16 protein-coding genes and 1 pseudogene are annotated in these 18,622 nt (G+C 35.5%); 2 read left to right on the forward strand and 15 right to left on the reverse strand.

The genetic code is table 11. The annotated features are described in order from the left end of the window. Window positions 1-33: 33 nt before the first annotated feature. Window positions 34-249 (reverse strand): YneF family protein, encoded by a 216-nt coding sequence (locus F5ESL0233_RS04705; protein WP_090092700.1) that lies wholly within the window; start codon window positions 247-249, stop codon window positions 34-36. Between the two features lie 69 nt (window positions 250-318). Further along, window positions 319-567: a DUF896 domain-containing protein gene (locus F5ESL0233_RS04710; RefSeq protein ID WP_090092702.1), complete on the reverse strand. Its 249-nt coding sequence runs from the start codon at window positions 565-567 to the stop codon at window positions 319-321. A 146-nt stretch (window positions 568-713) separates the two neighbouring features. Between F5ESL0233_RS04710 and lexA the strand changes: the two genes are divergently transcribed. After that, entirely contained in the window at window positions 714-1,337 is a 624-nt protein-coding gene (gene lexA, locus F5ESL0233_RS04715) for a transcriptional repressor LexA (RefSeq protein ID WP_090092703.1), read from the forward strand. Between the two features lie 255 nt (window positions 1,338-1,592). On the opposite strand, the pseudogene F5ESL0233_RS04720 reads toward lexA, so the two are convergent. The 7 genes and pseudogenes from F5ESL0233_RS04720 to ylxM all read right to left on the reverse strand — a co-directional run. Next, window positions 1,593-1,832 (reverse strand): annotated as a pseudogene (locus F5ESL0233_RS04720) (phosphorylase); the annotation flags it as partial. 227 nt (window positions 1,833-2,059) lie between these two features. Then, entirely contained in the window at window positions 2,060-2,407 is a 348-nt protein-coding gene (rplS, locus tag F5ESL0233_RS04725; protein WP_090092706.1) for a 50S ribosomal protein L19, read from the reverse strand. A gap of 111 nt (window positions 2,408-2,518) precedes the next feature. Then, window positions 2,519-3,244, reverse strand: coding sequence for a tRNA (guanosine(37)-N1)-methyltransferase TrmD (trmD, locus tag F5ESL0233_RS04730; protein ID WP_118896262.1), 726 nt, complete (start codon window positions 3,242-3,244; stop codon window positions 2,519-2,521). Further along, window positions 3,234-3,749, reverse strand: a complete 516-nt coding sequence (rimM, locus tag F5ESL0233_RS04735) for a ribosome maturation factor RimM (RefSeq protein WP_122058996.1) — start codon at window positions 3,747-3,749, stop codon at window positions 3,234-3,236. The genes trmD and rimM overlap by 11 nt, the downstream gene beginning before the upstream one ends. A 69-nt stretch (window positions 3,750-3,818) precedes the next feature. After that, window positions 3,819-4,091: a 30S ribosomal protein S16 gene (rpsP, locus tag F5ESL0233_RS04740; RefSeq protein WP_090092711.1), complete on the reverse strand. Its 273-nt coding sequence runs from the start codon at window positions 4,089-4,091 to the stop codon at window positions 3,819-3,821. 82 nt (window positions 4,092-4,173) lie between these two features. Continuing rightward, window positions 4,174-5,601, reverse strand: a complete 1,428-nt coding sequence (ffh, locus tag F5ESL0233_RS04745; protein ID WP_122058998.1) for a signal recognition particle protein — start codon at window positions 5,599-5,601, stop codon at window positions 4,174-4,176. Window positions 5,602-5,604: 3 nt separating this feature from the next. Continuing rightward, the gene (gene ylxM / locus F5ESL0233_RS04750; RefSeq protein ID WP_118896264.1) at window positions 5,605-5,946 is read right to left on the reverse strand and encodes a YlxM family DNA-binding protein; all 342 of its coding nucleotides are present in this window, start codon (window positions 5,944-5,946) and stop codon (window positions 5,605-5,607) included. A 270-nt stretch (window positions 5,947-6,216) separates the two neighbouring features. On the opposite strand from ylxM, the gene F5ESL0233_RS04755 reads away from it, so the two are divergent. Next, window positions 6,217-7,644, forward strand: coding sequence for an APC family permease (locus tag F5ESL0233_RS04755; protein WP_199692575.1), 1,428 nt, complete (start codon window positions 6,217-6,219; stop codon window positions 7,642-7,644). 142 nt (window positions 7,645-7,786) lie between these two features. Here the strand turns inward: F5ESL0233_RS04755 and F5ESL0233_RS04760 are convergent, their stop codons facing one another. The 6 genes from F5ESL0233_RS04760 to F5ESL0233_RS04785 all read right to left on the reverse strand — a co-directional run bounded on the left by F5ESL0233_RS04760 (window position 7,787) and on the right by F5ESL0233_RS04785 (window position 18,572). Next, on the reverse strand, window positions 7,787-9,211 hold the full coding sequence (locus F5ESL0233_RS04760) for a C69 family dipeptidase (protein WP_122059000.1): 1,425 nt from the start codon (window positions 9,209-9,211) through the stop codon (window positions 7,787-7,789). A 24-nt stretch (window positions 9,212-9,235) separates the two neighbouring features. Further along, window positions 9,236-10,483, reverse strand: coding sequence for a signal recognition particle-docking protein FtsY (ftsY, locus tag F5ESL0233_RS04765; RefSeq protein WP_122059001.1), 1,248 nt, complete (start codon window positions 10,481-10,483; stop codon window positions 9,236-9,238). 2 nt (window positions 10,484-10,485) lie between these two features. Beyond that, window positions 10,486-14,049: a chromosome segregation protein SMC gene (smc, locus tag F5ESL0233_RS04770; RefSeq protein WP_122059003.1), complete on the reverse strand. Its 3,564-nt coding sequence runs from the start codon at window positions 14,047-14,049 to the stop codon at window positions 10,486-10,488. A gap of 12 nt (window positions 14,050-14,061) precedes the next feature. Beyond that, a complete protein-coding gene (gene rnc / locus F5ESL0233_RS04775; protein ID WP_118897478.1) occupies window positions 14,062-14,748 on the reverse strand; it encodes a ribonuclease III in 687 nt (228 codons plus the stop codon). Window positions 14,749-14,886: 138 nt separating this feature from the next. Further along, window positions 14,887-16,656, reverse strand: coding sequence for an oligopeptide ABC transporter substrate-binding protein (locus tag F5ESL0233_RS04780; RefSeq protein WP_122059005.1), 1,770 nt, complete (start codon window positions 16,654-16,656; stop codon window positions 14,887-14,889). A 143-nt stretch (window positions 16,657-16,799) separates the two neighbouring features. Then, window positions 16,800-18,572: an oligopeptide ABC transporter substrate-binding protein gene (locus F5ESL0233_RS04785; RefSeq protein ID WP_122059007.1), complete on the reverse strand. Its 1,773-nt coding sequence runs from the start codon at window positions 18,570-18,572 to the stop codon at window positions 16,800-16,802. Window positions 18,573-18,622 lie beyond the last annotated feature (50 nt).

The raw sequence follows: 18,622 nt of genomic DNA on the forward strand, positions 1-18,622 counted from the left end.
TAAACCCCGTCTTTTTCAATCTAGTAAAATTATTTATTTTTGATGTTTCATCATGTTCATTACTTGGTTGACCTTCTTAGCCGAAGGTTTCTGTCCCATTTGTGACATCATGGCAACAATCATATCTTCACTGATTGGTGGATTATCTTTAAAATATTTCTTCATATAAGTTCTTGCACCATAGAAGCCTCCTACAAGACCAATTAGTAGTGCAATAATAATTAAAAAAATTTCTAACCCTAAATTCATAAAACAGTCACCTCAATTTGTCCAATAAATATATCTTACCTAAAAATCATTTAAAATTAAAGGCTAAAGTTAATTTTTTCTTAAACCTTTTTTCCGTTGAATCGCTTTAGCTTTTTCAGAAGTAACTTCTTTACCATCTTTATCAAGTATTACCAAATTTTCGACATCTTGCTTAAAACTAGCCCGAAAGTTTTTGATAAATTCTTGGTGTAATTTTTCTCGTTCTTTTTCTTCCTCAGCAGTTAAACCTTCAGCCTTTTTCTTATGATAAAGTTCATTGATTCGGTCAACCATCTTTTTTTCTTTGTCTTTTGTCATTCTTTGCACCTCTCAATAAAAAAGTCTACCTTATTTTTAACTATAAAAAAAGTCTAAGCTTTTAGAACGTTTGTTTGCACATAACCCTAATATCTGCTAAAATAAACTTAATTTAAGATAATTGTCATTACTATAGGAGCGTATTTATGACTACCAAGCAAAATCCTAAACAACTGCAAATTCTCCAATATATCTATGATACTGTCCAAAAGCGTGGCTTCCCGCCTACTGTGCGCGAAATTTGCCATGAAGTAGGACTATCATCTACTTCAACTGTTCATGGTCACTTAACACGACTTGAACGAAAGGGACTCCTGCTTAAAGATGCTACTAAACCACGTGCCTTAGAAGTAACCGCTCAAGGTAAAAAAGTTTTGGGCATTAAAGCTACTGAAATTCCAATAGTTGGTGTGGTAACCGCTGGTGAACCAATTTTAGCAGTTGAAGATATCGAAGATTATTTTCCTCTTCCGCCAGATTTAGCTAATGATTCAGATAACCTATTTATGCTAAAAATTCATGGTGAAAGTATGATTAATGCTGGCATTTTAAACGGTGACAATGTTATTGTTCGCAAGCAAAGTTCAGCAATTAATGGTGAAATAGTAGTTGCTATGACCGATGAAAATGAAGCAACCGTTAAACGCTTTTATAAAGAAAAAGATCATTATCGTCTTCAACCTGAAAATGACAATATGGCACCAATTATTTTAGATAAAGTACAAATATTAGGTAAAGTGGTTGGACTTTATCGCAATAACATTTTCTAAATTGGCTAAAAAGCCTAATCAATAACTTTTAACTACAAATATCTAACTGCAATTAAATTGATATTTGTAGTTTTTTTATAAAAAAGTCTAACAAAAAGTAATGCCAATTTTCCACATCTATTAGATTTATTCGATTCACAAAGTTTTGGCGTTATTTTTTTGATAAATGCTTTAATATCAACTTATTTATTTTATTTTGTGAAATACGCCAATGTTTCATATAGGTTTCACAACCATATTTTTCACAAGCTTTGCTTAAAATTCAGCAATTATCTTAGCCGCTAAGGTGAGAACAGTTTCATGAGCATCCAGCCTCCAGCCCCTATCATTGTGACATTCAATATTACTTAATGAATCTGCCGTAAATAAGATCTGCGCAAAATCAACTCGGCGAAATTGTGCACACGCAGCCATGGCTGCACATTCCATTTCAACGCAAGCCGCACCAAGTTCTCTAAATTGTTCTACCTTTTGAGCAGTTTCTCTAAAAAATCCTTTTAACTAATGTTCATGTTACAGCAAAAATTGCTCAATTTCCTTTTTGGTAATAAAAGTTTTTTAGCTTCATGGGTTAGATTAATTACAACATATTGATTTGCGTCAAAATCTAATAAAAATGGCTGTCGCACTTTAAAACCTTCTAGCTAAAATAATATTTGCAATATTTTAACATAAAAAAATAGAGCTGTCTTTAACTAAAGACAGTTCTATTTTTTATTTGATTAACGACGCTTCTCAGCAATTCTTGCAGACTTACCATGACGTTCACGTAAGTAGTAAAGCTTAGCACGACGTACACGACCATGACGCAATACTTCAACTTTAGCTACACGTGGATCATTAACTGGGAAGGTACGTTCAACACCAACACCAGAAGCAATCTTACGAACAGTGTAAGCAGCTGCAATACCAGCGCCTTTACGCTTAATTACAACGCCTTCAAACATCTGAATACGTTCATGACTACCTTCAACAACACGTACATGAACACGGATAGTGTCCCCTGCACGAAAATCAGGAATATCATCACGTAATTGCTCTTTAGTTAATTCTTGAATTAATGGATCCATTGTTTTTCTCCTTCTTCGGCATTCATTAACGTTACTTCCGCCAGCGGAACACCCCTAATTATTAGTGCCTGTATAGCACCTGAACTATCTTAGCAAATTCTTGAGTGCAAATCAAGCTTTGTTAATTTCAGCTTTAATTTCACTTAACATCTTTTTTTCGGCTGTAGTCATAACATATTTTTCAAGTAAGTCCGGCCTTTTAAGATAAGTCACTTTCAACGCTTCTTTATGCCGCCATTCAGCAATTTTTTGATGGTTACCAGAAGTTAACACTGCCGGTACTTTCATGCCTTCAAAATTTTCAGGTCTGGTATATTGTGGGTACTCTAGTAATCCATGAGAAAAACTTTCATCAATCGGTGAGGCCGCATTGCCTAAAATACCAGGTAACAAGCGAATAGTTGCATCAATCATACTCATCGTTGGCAGTTCCCCACCAGTTAAAACATAGTCACCGATTGAAACCACTTCATCAGCCATATCATAAACCCGTTGATCAAAACCTTCATAATGACCACAAATAAAGGTTAAATTTTCTTCACGTGCCCAATTTTGAGCAACTTGTTGATTAAAAATTTTTCCTTGCGGAGCTGTAATGATTACTTTTCCTTTATTTTTTAAGGAATCAAGTGCCCTTTTAATTGGCATAATCTGTAGGACCATTCCGGCGCCGCCACCATATGGTGCATCATCAACATGATGGTGAACATCAGCCGTAAAATCACGAAAATTGACTAAATTTAATTGCCACTTATTGTCCTCAAGTCCGCGACCAAGCATCGAAGTTTGTAGGGGCGTGAACATATCTGGAAAAAGAGTCAGTACGTTAATCTGCATCGCGCAAACCCTCCAGTAACTCAACATAAACTCTTTTATTGGTAATATCGACTTGTTTAACTACTTCATCAATATAAGGAAGCAGGTATTCATTCCCAGAATCTTCAGTAACTTCCCACACATCATTAGCACCAGGAGCTTCAATACCAGTAATTTGCCCTAAATCATTACCAGTTAAATTATCAAGCACACGGCAACCTAAAATATCACGATAATAATATGTACCCGTAGGTAGTTGATGCTGATTAAGCTCACTCACTACCAATATTTTACCCATTAACTGCTTTGCGACTTCAATTGTATTAATTTCGGTAAATTGAACTAGCCAAAATTGCTTAAATGGTCTAGCAGTTTTAACTGTTAAAGTTCTATCAGTGTCATTTTTTAGGGATAATTTATTGCCCGCAACAAAACGTTCCTGTGGGAAATCGGTAATTAAAGCGATTTTAAGTTCTCCCGCTAAGCCATGGGTAGTTAAAATTTTTGCAACATCGTAAAATTGCATTTTTTCTCCTAACTCAAAAGAAAAAAGTTTGAAGCATAAGGGGCCTCAAACTTTTAACCGGCAAATTCATTATTTATTGAATTTTGAATCATGCAACTTCTTCATTAAACCGGCACTTGAAAGTAGTGAACGAACTGTGTCAGAAGGTTGTGCACCCTTCTTTAGCCATTCAAAAATCTTATCCTCGTCAAGTTTCAATTCTTTTGGTTCTGAAACAGGATTGTAGTAACCTACTTCTTCAATAAAACGACCATCACGTGGCATTCTTGAATCTGCAACAACTATTCTATAAAAAGGCTTTCTTTTAGCACCCATACGGCGCATACGAATTTTAACTGACATAAATTTATTCCTCCTAAAAGTTACGGATTATAATATAGCACTTTTTTAAAAAAGTGTAAAGTGTTTTTCCTTAACATAGCGATTAAGAATGGTAGCGTTTAACTTTCATTCGTTTCTTTTTATTTTTTTTAAACTTTTTACCCATGTGTCTCATAGCCATGCGTCCCATCGGTGAATTCATCCCAGGTAAATTTTCCATCCCTTTAAAATTACCATTAGTAATTTTACTCATCATCTCGCGAGCTTGTTTGAATTGCTTAATCATTCGATTTACTTCTACAATCGGACGACCAGAGCCGGCAGCAATTCTTCTTCTGCGACTGGGGTTAAGTAATTCTGGATTTTCACGTTCTGCTTGAGTCATTGAAGAAATAATTGCTTTAACATAAACAATTTGTTTCTTATCAAAATTCATATTCTTTAATTGCGGATTATTAGCCATTCCTGGAATCATTTTGACTATTTGATCAAGTGGCCCCATCTTTTCAACTTGCTCCAGTTGATCAACAAAATCATTGAAATCAAAAGTATTTTCTTTCATTTTTGCTGCAACAGCTGCTGCTTTTTTGGCATCATAGTCTTGCTGGGCTTTCTCAATTAAAGTGAGCATATCACCCATTCCCAAGATTCGTGAGGCCATCCGATCTGGATAAAACTGTTCTAAATCAGTTAATTTTTCACCCTGTCCAGTATAAATAATCGGCTTACCAGTCACCGCTCTGATTGAAAGCGCTGCTCCACCTCGGGTATCTCCATCAAGCTTAGTTAAGATAATGCCGGTAATATCAAGCCGATTATCAAATCCAGTTGCCACGTCAGTAGCAACTTGCCCCGTCATTGCATCGACAACTAGCAAAATATTATCTGGTTGGGCAATTTCTTTTATTTGTTCAAGCTCCTCCATTAAGGGCTCATCAATTTCCAACCTACCAGCAGTATCTATAATCACATAGTCGTTCTTGTTTTGCTCTGCTTGTTTCAATCCATTTGCGACAATTTGTGCTACATCTGATTGATCCTGCTCACTATAAACTGGTACTTTTAAATCAGCACCAATTTGTTGCAATTGTTCGATAGCTGCTGGACGGTAAATATCACCAGCAATGAGTAATGGCCGCGCTTTTTCTTTTTCAATTAGTTGATTAGCTAATTTACCAACCGTAGTTGTTTTACCAGTACCCTGTAAACCAACCATCATAATTATTGTAGGAATATGCTTTGATCTATTTAGAGTAGTTGCACTTGAACCCATCATCTTGGTCAATTCATCATTAACTATTTTGATGACTTGTTGCCCTGGATTTAGACTCTCTTGAACTTCTTTACCTAGCGCTTCTTTTTTGATTTTTTTAATAAAATCTTTTACTACTTTAAAATTAACATCAGCTTCAAGTAAAGCTAGTCTAATCTCTCTACTCGCTGCATTAATGTCTTCTTCTGAAATTTTACCTTTACCGGTTAAATTACGTAACGCTTTTTGAATTCGTTCGCTTAAATTTTCAAAGGCCATGAATTATTCTCCTCTCATTTTTGCTAATAAATCATTAATTAAACTTAAAGCTTGGGCCTGCTTTTTTTGCTTAACAATCTCACTAAGACTAGCTAATGCTTGCTCAATCTCATTATATTCTTTTTGCATTTGCAATTTTTCTTCATAGTTAAACAAAAGCTTGCGACATCGCCGCAAATTATCATAAACTGCCTGGCGCGAAACCTGGTGGTTAGCCGCAATTTCACTCAAAGAAAGATCATTGTAATAATAATCTTCAAAATAATTCTGCTGACTTTTTGTTAAAAGCTTACCATAATAGGCATATAAATCACCTATTGTTTCGTTTTTTTCTAGTTCATCCATTACTTTTTCACCTTGAATTAGTATAGCAAAAATGCCGTTAAATGACGATCTTGAAAGTTATATTTAGTAAAGTAAAACTTGGCAAAACTTGATTTTCAAGCTAAATATAGGTATGATTACCACTAGTATAATTAGAGATTAATTTATTGATGGTGCTTAGTCATGCTGAACTTAGTACCCTTTTTTATTTATACAATTTACAGTGCTAATACGCTTAGTTTACCCGTAATAGTGCAGAGGTTGTTTTATTAAAATCAAGGAGAAATGAAATTGAATTTATGGAAAACAATGAACCGGAAAGAAGATCCTAGTATCTATCAACAAAAAGATGGCCAACTAGTTAGAACTTTAAAGGTACGCGATTTTCTTGCTCTTGGGGTAGGCACAATCGTATCAACTTCTATTTTTACTTTACCAGGAGAAGTAGCTGCTCTACATACAGGACCTGCTGTTGCTATTTCTTGCTTGTTAGCAGCCATTGTTGCTGGTTTAGTCGCTTTTGCTTATGCGGAAATGGCAGCAGCAATGCCTTTTGCAGGTTCTGTTTATTCATGGATTAATGTCATTTTTGGGGAATTCTGGGGGTGGATATCAGGCTGGGCGCTCTTAGCAGAATACTTAATTGGTATGGCTTTTATTAGTTCGGGCTTATCAGCTAATCTACGCGCACTGGTTACTCCACTGGGCTGGAAATTACCTACTGCCTTAGCCAATCCACTAGGAGTTAAGGGTGGAATATTTGACTTAGTGGCTTTGGTTGCCATTTTGCTATCGGCTATTTTAGTTAGTTTTGGGGTATCAAAAGCATCAAAAGTCGAAAATGCCTTAGTAGTGGTTAAAGTAATGGCAATTTTATTATTTGTCTTTGTCGGTTTAACTGTGGTTAGAAAAGCTAATTTTATGCCATTTATTCCACATTACCGCATGACAGCTCATGGACCATTTGGGGGTTGGCAGGGAATTTATGCTGGAGTATCAATGATCTATATATCTTTTTTGGGCTTTGATGCTATCGCTTCAAATTCCGCCGAAGCTGTTAATCCTCAAAAGACTATGCCTCGGGGTATCATTGGCTCCTTATTAATAGCTGTCGGATTATTTATTGCTGTAAGTCTAGTATTAGTAGGAATGGTACCTTATCAGAAGTACTTAAACTCGGCCGAGCCAGTCGGTTATGCCTTACGTCAAACTGGTCATACGACAATTGCCCTTATTGTGCAATCAATTGCAATTCTAGGGATGTTTACAGCTTTAATTGGTCTTTGCATGGCAAGTTCGCGGTTAGTATACTCTTTTGGTCGGGATGGAATGTTACCTAAAAAATTAGGAAAATTAAACAAAGATCATCGCCCTGCCAGTTCACTCTGGGCAGTATCGCTAGTAGCAATTATTATTTCTGCATTTATCCCATTTTCATTTTTAACACAGTTAGTTTCCGCTGGTACGTTAATTGCCTTTATGTTTGTTTCAATTGGTATCTATAAATTGCGACCAAGAGAAGGTCAAGATATTGCTGAACCATCTTTTAAGATGCCATTTTATCCCGTACTACCTTTTTTAGCATTTAGTGGCTCACTCGTTGTATTTTTAGGTTTAGATAATGAAGCTAAACAATATATGCTGATTTGGACAGTTGTTGGTATATTAATCTACTACCTATATGGTATTCATCATTCAACTATTACCGCAAGAAAATAATTAGTAGCTCTAATCGTAAAGGTTAGAGCTTTTTTTAAATAAAAAAATAACCCAGAATAATCCTGGATTATTTAAATATCGTACTTAAGTTAGCAACAGCAGACTATTATAATTATTAAATTTCACCAATCTAATAAATCAATTATAAATTAGCATCCATATTAAAAGTCAATTTTGACATATTAATCGAATCAATCATCATTTGACCCCATAATTTTTCTGATTGCTTTCGCGTATAGGCAACTGTTTCTTGATTAGCCTTAGTCAAATAATCAGTTAATTCTACACCCTTTTTATTAGCTGCACCAATAATAACTTCATTAACACGACTGCGATAGTATTGATTCAATTCCTTCAAATAGTCAGTATCTAATTGAACAAATTGCGGATAGTGACTTTCTACTAATACTGCTAGAGATTTGTAATACCACCATGCATCATTCATGTTATATTCCATTGAAGTATTGCTATATGATGGATCCGTGTCATTCATATTCGCAAAGAATGGAACAAATGGTGTGAAAGTTGGTCCACCAATACATAGCCACATAATTGCTGCTTTATCAGCTGGAACATCATTTCTTATTTGTAAAATATGCGCATTTTGGGTTCTATTTAACCCAATTGGGCGAAAACGGTGCTTTTCTTCTTCTGTTCCCTTACCAAAAGGATCAAAAGGTGTATTTTGATAATGACTCCCCAAAACAAATTCAATATCTTCACGCGTAATCTTTTTAGCAGCGCGACGAATAAATGGTAAATCGCCATCTGTTGGATCTTGCTCAATTTCAGGATTAAAATACTTCTGTCCATACCAAACGCGGTTAGTGTTATAGTAGCGATCTTGTTGGCTGTATGTACCAAATATATGGCGGAAATTCCAACCCTTGTGATCAACATTTAAGTGGTACTTAGTAACAAAATCTTGAATGCCTTCACTCCACATGAAATTATCTGAATCATTAAAATCAACTTGTTCAATCGAAACTCGGTTAGCAGCAACTGCATAAGCATCATCTGGAATTCTTTGGGCTACCCAATGATGACCAGTAACAATTTCCATATACCAAATTTCATCTTTGTCACCAAATAAAACAGAATTACCAGCTGGTGAGCCGTATTTTTTAATTAATTTACCTAAATATTCAACTCCATTTCTAGCGGAATGAATATAAGGTAAAACAACCGTTTGCATACAGTCTTCATCAAGACCATCCTTCACTAATGGATCAAAGGCTAGTGCGCGTTCGTTACCATAGGTTGATTCAGTACATGACATTGCCACATTTTCTTGGTTAATACCACTTTCATCATAATAGCCACGATTTTTATAATCCACGTTAGGAACCGCTGGTACAGCTTGAGCATCTTCTGGCAAATCCATTGCAAAATTATTAAGCCATGACTTAATCTTGCGTCCCTTTTCTTTTTTAGCAGCTGGTTCAATGATAAATTTCTGAGGGGTAATTGGCCTAAAAGTATCATCATTTCTAGCAATCATGGTTGATCCATCAACAGATGCCTTTTTACCAACTAAAATTGTTGTACAAGCGCTATATTCTTTCATAAAATATCTCCTTTTTATTCTATCTTAAACTAAGTCATGGAAAAGTCCAATAGCATAATTAGCGGCATCAAAATCTGCTAAGTCACTAGCTTTTTCTCCTAGGCCAACTAATTTAACCGGCAATTTCATTTCATTTCTAATTGCTAACACTACTCCCCCTTTAGATGAACCATCTAACTTAGTTAAAACTAAACCCGTTAATTTGGTCGTTTTATCAAAATCTTTTGCCTGCAAAAGTGCATTTTGTCCAGTTGAGCCATCTAAAACTAGTAAAGTTTCAGTTGGTTCATTAGGCGCTAACTTTTTTATAGTCCGTTCAATTTTTTCTAGCTCATTCATCAGATTCTTCTTATTTTGTAGACGCCCCGCCGTATCAACCAACAAATAGTCTGCTTGCTCTTTAATTGCTTTTGCAGTTGCGTCAAAGACTACCGAAGCAGGATCAGCTTGATCTTTACCGGTTACAACTGGCGCATCAACTCGTTTGCCCCATTCAACAAGTTGCTCAACAGCACCTGCCCTAAAAGTATCAGCAGCAGCTAGTACAACTGTTTTGCCCTCGTCTTTGAAGCGCTTAGCTAATTTACCAATGGTAGTAGTCTTGCCTGCACCATTTACCCCAACAAAAAGATAAATGTTAAGCTGTCCATCATCGTGTACACGTAACTGCTCATTTTCGCTATCACCATTTTGGTCATAAAGATCGACTAACTTCTCAACAATTACTTTCTTTAAATCATCACGTGATTTAGCTTTTTGTAATTTTGCTTCATCACGCAACTCATTTGTTAGATTTTCAGCTGTTTCATAGCCCACATCCGATTCGATTAATAGTTCTTCTAAGTCATCAAAAAAATCTTCATCTACAGTTCGAAATTGGGCAAAAAATTTATTTAAACGCGCACCAAAACCTTTGTTAGTTTTTTCAAGTCCCTTTTCGTATAAGTCAGCATTATTAGCAGCGTTATATTCACTTGCTGGTATTTGTGCCGTACTCGGATCAAGATTTGCTTCAGCATCCGTTTTTGTTGTGATTGTACTCTCTTTTACCGCTGAGTCTGAAATAGTAGTAGCTGTTTTAAAATCAGCTTCTTTTTTGGCATTTACCTTTTTCTTTTCGTTATCAAGAGCTTGTTTAGCTTGATCATCATTCACAGATGACAAAGCATCATCAGCTTCAACATCTACTACCGTATTAGTCGGCTTTTCTTTATTTTTTTCGTCATCATTATTACCAAACAGTGACTTTTTGATTTTATTGAATAATCCCAATCCTAATTTACCTCATTTTTTAATTCTTTTAATGAAACTGACAAAACTTGTGAAACGCCAGATTCTTGCATTACAACTCCATATAATTGATCAGCACGTTCCATGGTACCACGCCGATGAGTAATAACAATAAATTGAGTGTGCATATCGTATTTTTCTAAAAACTGCGCAAAACGGGTCACATTGGCATCATCAAGTGCCGCTTCAACTTCATCTAATACACAAAAAGGAACCGGTTTAACCTTTAACATTGCAAATAGCAACGTAATAGCTGTTAAAGCTCGTTCTCCACCAGATAATAAGCTAAGTTGCTGTAATTTCTTACCTGGCGGCTGGGCTACTATTTCAACTCCAGTAGTTAATAAATCATCTGGATTGGTTAAAACAAGCTTAGCATTTCCTCCCCCAAACACAACTGGAAAAAGAGTAGCAAAACTTTTAGCAACTGCTGTAAAGGTCTGATTAAACCTAGTTGAAACTTCTTGATCTAGTTCCGCCATTGATTGGCGCAAATTATCACGGCCCTTTAACAAATCATTTTGCTGATTATTAAGAAAATCATAACGTTTTTTAACTTCATCATATTCCTCAATAGATTTTAAATTAACTGGACCAATTTCTGCAATTGACATTTGATGAAGTTTAACACTTTTTTGCAGTTGTTCCCTAGTAGTTGCATCATTTTCACCTTCAGCTTGAGCCAATGCTGCTTCATAAGTTAAAGCATAATCCTCACTAAGCTGACCAAGACGCTGATCAATTTTACTATTTAATTGAGCGATTTGAACCGAAAGATCTTCTTGCTCTCCTGCCGCGTCTTTACGTAAGTCATAATTTCGGTTAGCTACTTGATCAAGTTGGTTAATTTTTGCATCAAATTGTCCCAAATGAGAACTCAAACTATTTAATTGCTCTTGCAGTTTAGTTTGCTGCAGAGTGCTTTGTTCCTTTTCAATTTTCATTTGCTGCTTTTTATCTTGATTTACTGCGCCACTTTGAATGATTGTCTCTAACTTTTTAGTTAATACGCTAATTTGCTTTTGGTGATGGGTTAAATCATGCTGCTTTTCTTCTTGTTGTTTAGATAAATTTTCTAACTTATTGCTAAAAACAGCGATTTGTGGATCTACTTCGGCTAGCTTAGCTTGAACTTCTTGATTTAATTCGGTAAAGTTTTTTATCTTGTCCTGAGTTTTTTCAATTTCAACTTTTTGTTGATCGATTTTTTTAATTAATTTTACCTTTTGCTTTTCGGCAATATTAAGCTTTTCTTTAATATCTATTCTTTGCTGTGCTCGTTCTTCTTGACGAGCTTCAAATAATTTTTTAGCCGCTTTAAGCCGCTTTACTTCCTTTTCTTGATTTTGATATGAAAGTACTGCTTCATTCAAGTCTTGACTATATTTTTGCTTTTGGGCCTCTAGCTGACTAATTTCTTGAGCTAAAGATTCATTTGTTACCGATAATACTGCAAAATCAGCTTGATTTTTTGCTAATTGCTCCTTCAACATATCCATTGTTACTTTTAACTGATTAAGTTCAGTAACCGTTTGTAAGGGGGAATTGCTTTTTTGATTGCGGGCTCCCCCAGTCATTGACCCACCAGGAGAAATCACATCTCCATCAAGGGTCACTATGCGATACCGCGAGATTTGTTGCCGCAATTGCATTGCGTGATCAATTGTATCTACAATTATTGTACTTGCTAAAAGATAATTAATTGCTGCACTAATATCTTGCTTGGTAGTACTTGTTACTAGCTCACTTGCTATTCCTTGAAAGCCAGTATATGATTCCATCAGCCTGACGACTGAAGTTGGGATTGCATGATTATTTAGTCCGTCTAAAGGCAAAAATGTCGCCCGTCCCGCATGACTTCTTTTTAATTGATTAATTGCATCTCTTGCACTAACACTGGTCGTAGTCACAAGGTCCTGAACACCTCCCCCTAGAGCAGTTGCCATTGCTGCTTCTAATTCAACTGGAAAAGAGATTAACTCACCTACTGCGCCAATAACACCAGGATACTTGTCTAAATTATTTAAAACATTTTTGACTCCAAAGTAATACCCTTCATGACGTTTACGAATATTTTCTAAAGCTTCATAGCGAGCACAAACTTGGCTGTATCGCTGACTGTTATCATTTAATACCTGGCGTAAACGCTCTAATTTACTTTTACTCTCAGCCTGTTGATCATTTAAAGCAGATAGCTGCTTTTGCGCCGCTTGAAGTTTTTCTTTTAAAGCTTTTCCTTCACTACTGAGTCTTTCTAGCTCACTTGTTCCCTTTATTAATTGATCAGTCACATCATCATTTTGATATGTACTATCATCGCTAGTTCTTTTTAATTCTGAATTAAGATAAACAATTTCATTATTATTTGAGGTTTGCTCTTGTAACAATTGAATGTATTGCGCACGCAATTGCTCTAAATCTTTATTCATTTGAGCTGGATCTTGCTGCAAGCGATATGTTAGTTCGGTCCTTTTAGCATTTAATTCCTTTAATTGTTGTTTCAAATCCTGTTCTGTTTTGCTTAAGTTCGCATAGTCTACCTGACAACTTTTAACTGATTTTTTTAAATTTGCTAATTCAGACTGATATTCCTTTTTCGTTGCTTCAGTGTATTGTTTACTCTGTTCAGCCACTTGTAAATTAGTATTAATATCAGAAAGTTTCTTTGTCAAAGCCAGTAATTCATTTTGAATTTGTTCACGTTGATCATTAATTTGCTTATATTCATTTCTTTTAGCAGCTAACGCATTCTGAGATTCTTTTACTTCTCGGTCAAGCTTTGACAAAAGAACTTGATTTTGTTTAGCCTTTTTCTGAAGCAAATGTTTTTGACTATCGATATTTTCAATTTCAAAAGCTAGTAATGTTTTTAGTTCTTTATCGAGACCATTCTTTTGAAACTGATATTCTTTTGCAAGAGAACTTTGCTCTTCTAAAGGCTCAATTCTTTGCTCTAGCTCTTTAACCAAATCATTAATTCTAATTAAATTATCAGTTGTTTGCTCTAATTGAAGATTCGCTTGCTCTTTTTGCTTTTTAAAAGATAAAATACCAGCTGCTTCTTCAAACAAGCCACGCCGATTTTCGGGGCGCGAATTTAAAATTTGATCAACTCGTCCTTGAGAAATAATGGCTAAACTGTCTTGTGACACACCTAAGTCCATAAATAAATCACGGATATCGCGTTGACGTACATTACGTTTATTAATTAAATATTCACTATCACCTGAACGCAAAATTCTTCTGGTAACAATCACCCTATTTGCTTCAAAATTCAAATCATGCTGTTGATTATCAAAAATCAAGGAAACTTGAGCATAACTAGCTGATTTGCGAAACTCACTACCAGCAAAAATAACATCTTTCATATTAGAACCACGTAGTGATTTTGCACTTGTTTCACCCATTACCCAACGGATGGCCTCAGTAATATTACTTTTCCCACTGCCGTTAGGACCAACAATGCCAGTAATTCCCGTATCGAATTTAATCGTTGTTTTTTCGGCAAATGATTTAAAACCATCAATAATAAGTTCCGTTAATGGCACAAATTTATCCCCCTAATTAAGTCTAGCTAAAGCAGCTCTTGCTGCATCCTGCTCGGCTGTTTTCTTATTATGCCCTTGCCCTTGCGCTAAAACATGACCATCCGCTTTTAATTGAACAGTAAAGCGTGAGGGAGTTTGTTCTTCTTTTAGTACTGTATATTCAATTTTAACGGGTCCATCTTGTTGTAAAAATTCTTGCAAATCAGTTTTATAATCACGAGAAGCATCAAATTTACCCGCATCAATTAGCGGATAAACAGTTAAACTTAGAAAATGTTCTACAGCATCCATTCCTTGATCAAGAAAAAGTGCCCCATTAAAAGCTTCAAAAACATCTTCTAACAAGGTTTTGCGTGATCTGGCACCCGCTTTTTCTTCACCACGACCCAGATTTATTTCAGCAGGAAAGCCGAATTTATATGCAAATTCAGCAAAGCCCTCGGTGTCTACAATGTTTGAACGCATTCGTGTTAATTCGCCCTCATTTAAACTTGTAAAATTACGATATAAGTAATTGGAAATAGCTAATTCTAACACTGCATCCCCTAAAAATTCTAATTTTTCATAATCCCGAATCCCACTTTCAGGATGCTCATTGGCATAGGATGAATGTGTGAAAGCTTCTTCTAATAATTTTTTATTATTAAACTTAATTTTATATTTTTCTGCTAATTGATTAATAAATTTCGAACTGACCATCTTATAAATTCCTTTCTTTATAAATTATACCAGTTTTTGGTACCTAAAATAAAAAAGAAAACTATTACAACATTTATGCAATAGTTTTCTTAACTAATAAATCGCTTTTTCTAAATTATAAAAATGCCCCAACTTTATTTACTTAACAAAACCTACATTGAACCACATTGGATGATCATAATTAATTTTTGACGGCTTTAATGAGTAACCTGTTAACTTGCTGTTTACTGCATCAATATTATATTGATTATAAGTTGGTACGACATAAGCTTGATCAACCATATATTTTTGCCATTCATGGAATTTTTCCACCCGATATTTATGATCAAAGGCCTTTTGTGAATCCATTTCTGCAATTAACTTGTTATTTTCCGGTGTAACGAATCTAGAATAATTTTGCATAGTTCCTTCACTATACAGCTGAGCCTGCGATGGTTCATCTGATAAAGTCCAACCCGCCATGTAAACATCAATTCCCGGGGCATCGTGCTGTACTTTATCATAGAAGGAATTGAACTCAGTTAAACGACCACCAACCAACTTAACATTCAAGCCAATCTTATTCCATTGTTGGATATAATTTTGCACAATTGGCTCTTGAATGGCATCACCGGACTTAGCTGCAAAATTAATAGTCAACGGTTTACCACTGGGCATTGTGCGCCATTTACCCTTCTTCTTATATCCAGCTTTATCTAAGATTTCATTGGCTTTTTTAAGGTTATAAGTATAACCTTTATTATTTTTATCAAAGTAGTCGCCATACTGGGCTGGTATTAAGGTAGGGATTTGGAAACTCAACCCATCTGTATAATGCTTATATACTTGATCCGTATTCATCGCATAAGCCATAGCCTGACGCAAGTTTTTATCACCCATCTTGGCCTTTGGATTCATAACGTTCTTAGAATTTTTTGTATCCCATTTACCAACTTTGAAACCCAAATAGTAATATGCTAAAGGAATTTCGGCAATAAAGTTTACCTCTTTAGTATCTTTAACTTGCTTCCACTGGTTATTTACCACCCGCGCAATATCAAATTTATGACTTTTAATTGCTTGTGAAGCTGAATTAGGTGACACTACTTGATAGATAATCTTATCTAGCTTTGGTTTACCACGCCAATAGTACTTGTTCGGTACCCAAGTTACTGATTGACCACGCACAACTTTTTGGACTTGAAATGGACCAAAAAGTAAAGGCTTTTTGCGAATTTCATCAGAAGACTCTAATTTAGTAAACGGAATATCCTTTAAATAGTGATACGGGGCTGCATTTTCCCAGATATATCCATTACCTACATATGCCATTCCTGGTTTTAATTCCTTGCAATGAATAATAACAGTTCTCCCGTTTTCACCGTCAGGCATTTCAATTCCAGAAATTGTTTTTGCCTTGCCTTCGTGGTATTCTTTTAAGCCTTCAATTATATTAAATTGTGATGAGTATCTTTCAGATTTAGTACCCTTATTTGCAATAATCTCATAAGCATATTCAATGTCCTTAGCAGTAACTTGCTTGCCATCTGACCATTTTACGCCCTTTTTAACGGTGATTGTCACTGTCTTAGCTTTACGGTTCAGTCTTAAAGTCGCTGCTCCTTTGTCATTGATTTTATAATGATCATCAGTGTCAAACAAGGACTCTTGACCAGGACTCATTACATCAGCATCAGGCTGACTCATTTGTAATTCTTCATTAAAAATACCGGTAAATGGGGTGTCCATTTCCTCAGCCACTTTTAAGGTACCACCTTGCTTAGTATCCTTAATCGGTGTTTCTACAGGAAACTTACTCGCCGTTTTGGCCCCCTCACTATTAGTACCATTGCCCTTGCCACAAGCTGCCAGAGTTAAGGTAGCAGTACTGATAAGTCCAATTGAACCTAATATTTTTATTTTGTTCATAATTGAAGTTACTCCTTCATTATTTAATATTTTATAATCTTTTAATTTAATATTATCACTTAATGTTAATTTTTCAACTTTTTATTATAATTTTGCAAACAAAAAACTCGAGCATTGCCCGAGTTTCCTTTATTAACCGTAAATTACTTAGTATACGCAACTTGGTACCATAATGGATGACCATTATTAGTTTTTGATGGTTTCAAAGAGTAACCAGTTAACTTATTGTTTACTGCATCTATCTGGTATTCATTATAAGTTGGCACGACATAAGCTTGATCAACCATATATTTTTGCCATTCATGGAATTTTTCCACCCGATATTTATGATCAAAGGCCTTTTGTGAATCCATTTCTGCAATTAACTTGTTATTTTCTGGTGTAACAAATCTAGAATAGTTTGACATTGTTCCTTCACTATACATTTGATTTTGTGATGGCTCACTTGATAGACCCCAGCCAGCCATAAACATATCAACCTTAGGATCATCATGATGCACCTTATCGTAGAAAGAATTGAACTCAGTTAAACGACCGCCAACCAACTTAACATTCAAGCCAATCTTATTCCATTGTTGGATATAATTTTGCACAATTGGCTCTTGAATGGCATTACCAGACATTGCCATAAAGTTAATGGTTAATGGTTTGCCATTTGGCGTTGTACGCCATTTACCCTTCTTCTTATATCCAGCTTTATCTAAGATTTCATTGGCTTTCTTAAGGTTATAAGTATAACCTTTGTTACTCTTATCAAAGTAATCACCAAATTGGGCTGGAATTAAGGTAGGAATTTGGAAACTTAACCCATCTGTATAATGCTTATATACTTGATCCGTATTCATCGCATAAGCCATGGCCTGACGCAAGTTCTTATCACCCATCTTGGCCTTTGGATTCATAACGTTCTTAGATTTTTTAGCATCCCATTTACCAACTTTAAAAGCCACATACCGGTAGCCTAGTGGAACTTGGGCCACAAAATCTACATCCTTAGTATCTTTGACTTGTTTCCATTGACTATTTACAACACGTGCTACATCAAATTTATGACTCTTAATTGCTTGTGAAGCTGAATTAGGTGACACTACTTGATAGATAATCTTATCTAGCTTTGGTTTACCACGCCAATAGTACTTGTTCGGTACCCAAGTTACTGATTGACCACGCACAATTTTTTGGACTTGAAATGGCCCGAAAAATAGTGGATTTTTTCTAATCTTATCAGAAGATTCTAATTTATCGAAAGGAATGTCTTTTAAATAGTGATATGGCGCTGCCGCTTCCCAAATAAAACCATTACCACTGTTAGTCATACCCGGTTTTAATTCTTTACAATGTAAAACTACAGTTCTTCCATTTTCACCATCAGGCATTTCAATTCCGGAAATTGTTTTTGCCTTACCTTCATGGTATTCAGCCATTCCATTGATAATATTAAATTGGGATGAATAACGCTGTGACTTAGTGCCCTTATTAGCAATAATTTCATAAGCATATTCAATGTCCTTAGCAGTAACTTGCTTACCATCTGACCATTTTACGCCCTTTTTAACGGTAATCGTTACTGTTTTGGCTTGACGGTTAAGTTTTAAAGTCGCTGCTCCTTTGTCATTGATTTTATAATGGTCATCAGTATCAAAGAGAGTTTCCGATCCAGGACTCATTACATCGGCATCAGGCTGACTCATTTGTAATTCTTCATTAAAAATTCCAGTAAATGGCGTATCCGTTTCTTCAGCTACCTTTAAGGTGCCACCTTGCTTAGCATCCTTAACAGCCGTTTCTGCAGGAAACTTACTTGCTGTTTTAGCGCCTTCATTACTAGTATTATTGCCGCCTTTGCCACAAGCTACTAAAGTCAAAGCAGCGGCACTAACAAGTCCAATTGAACTTAAAATATTTCTTTTTTTCATAATAGACAACTCCTTCACATATAAAGTGATTGAAGTTTCTAGAACAAGTT

This window comes from Lactobacillus sp. ESL0233 (assembly GCF_003692995.1).
Classification (GTDB): Bacteria; Bacillota; Bacilli; order Lactobacillales; family Lactobacillaceae; genus Lactobacillus; species Lactobacillus bombicola.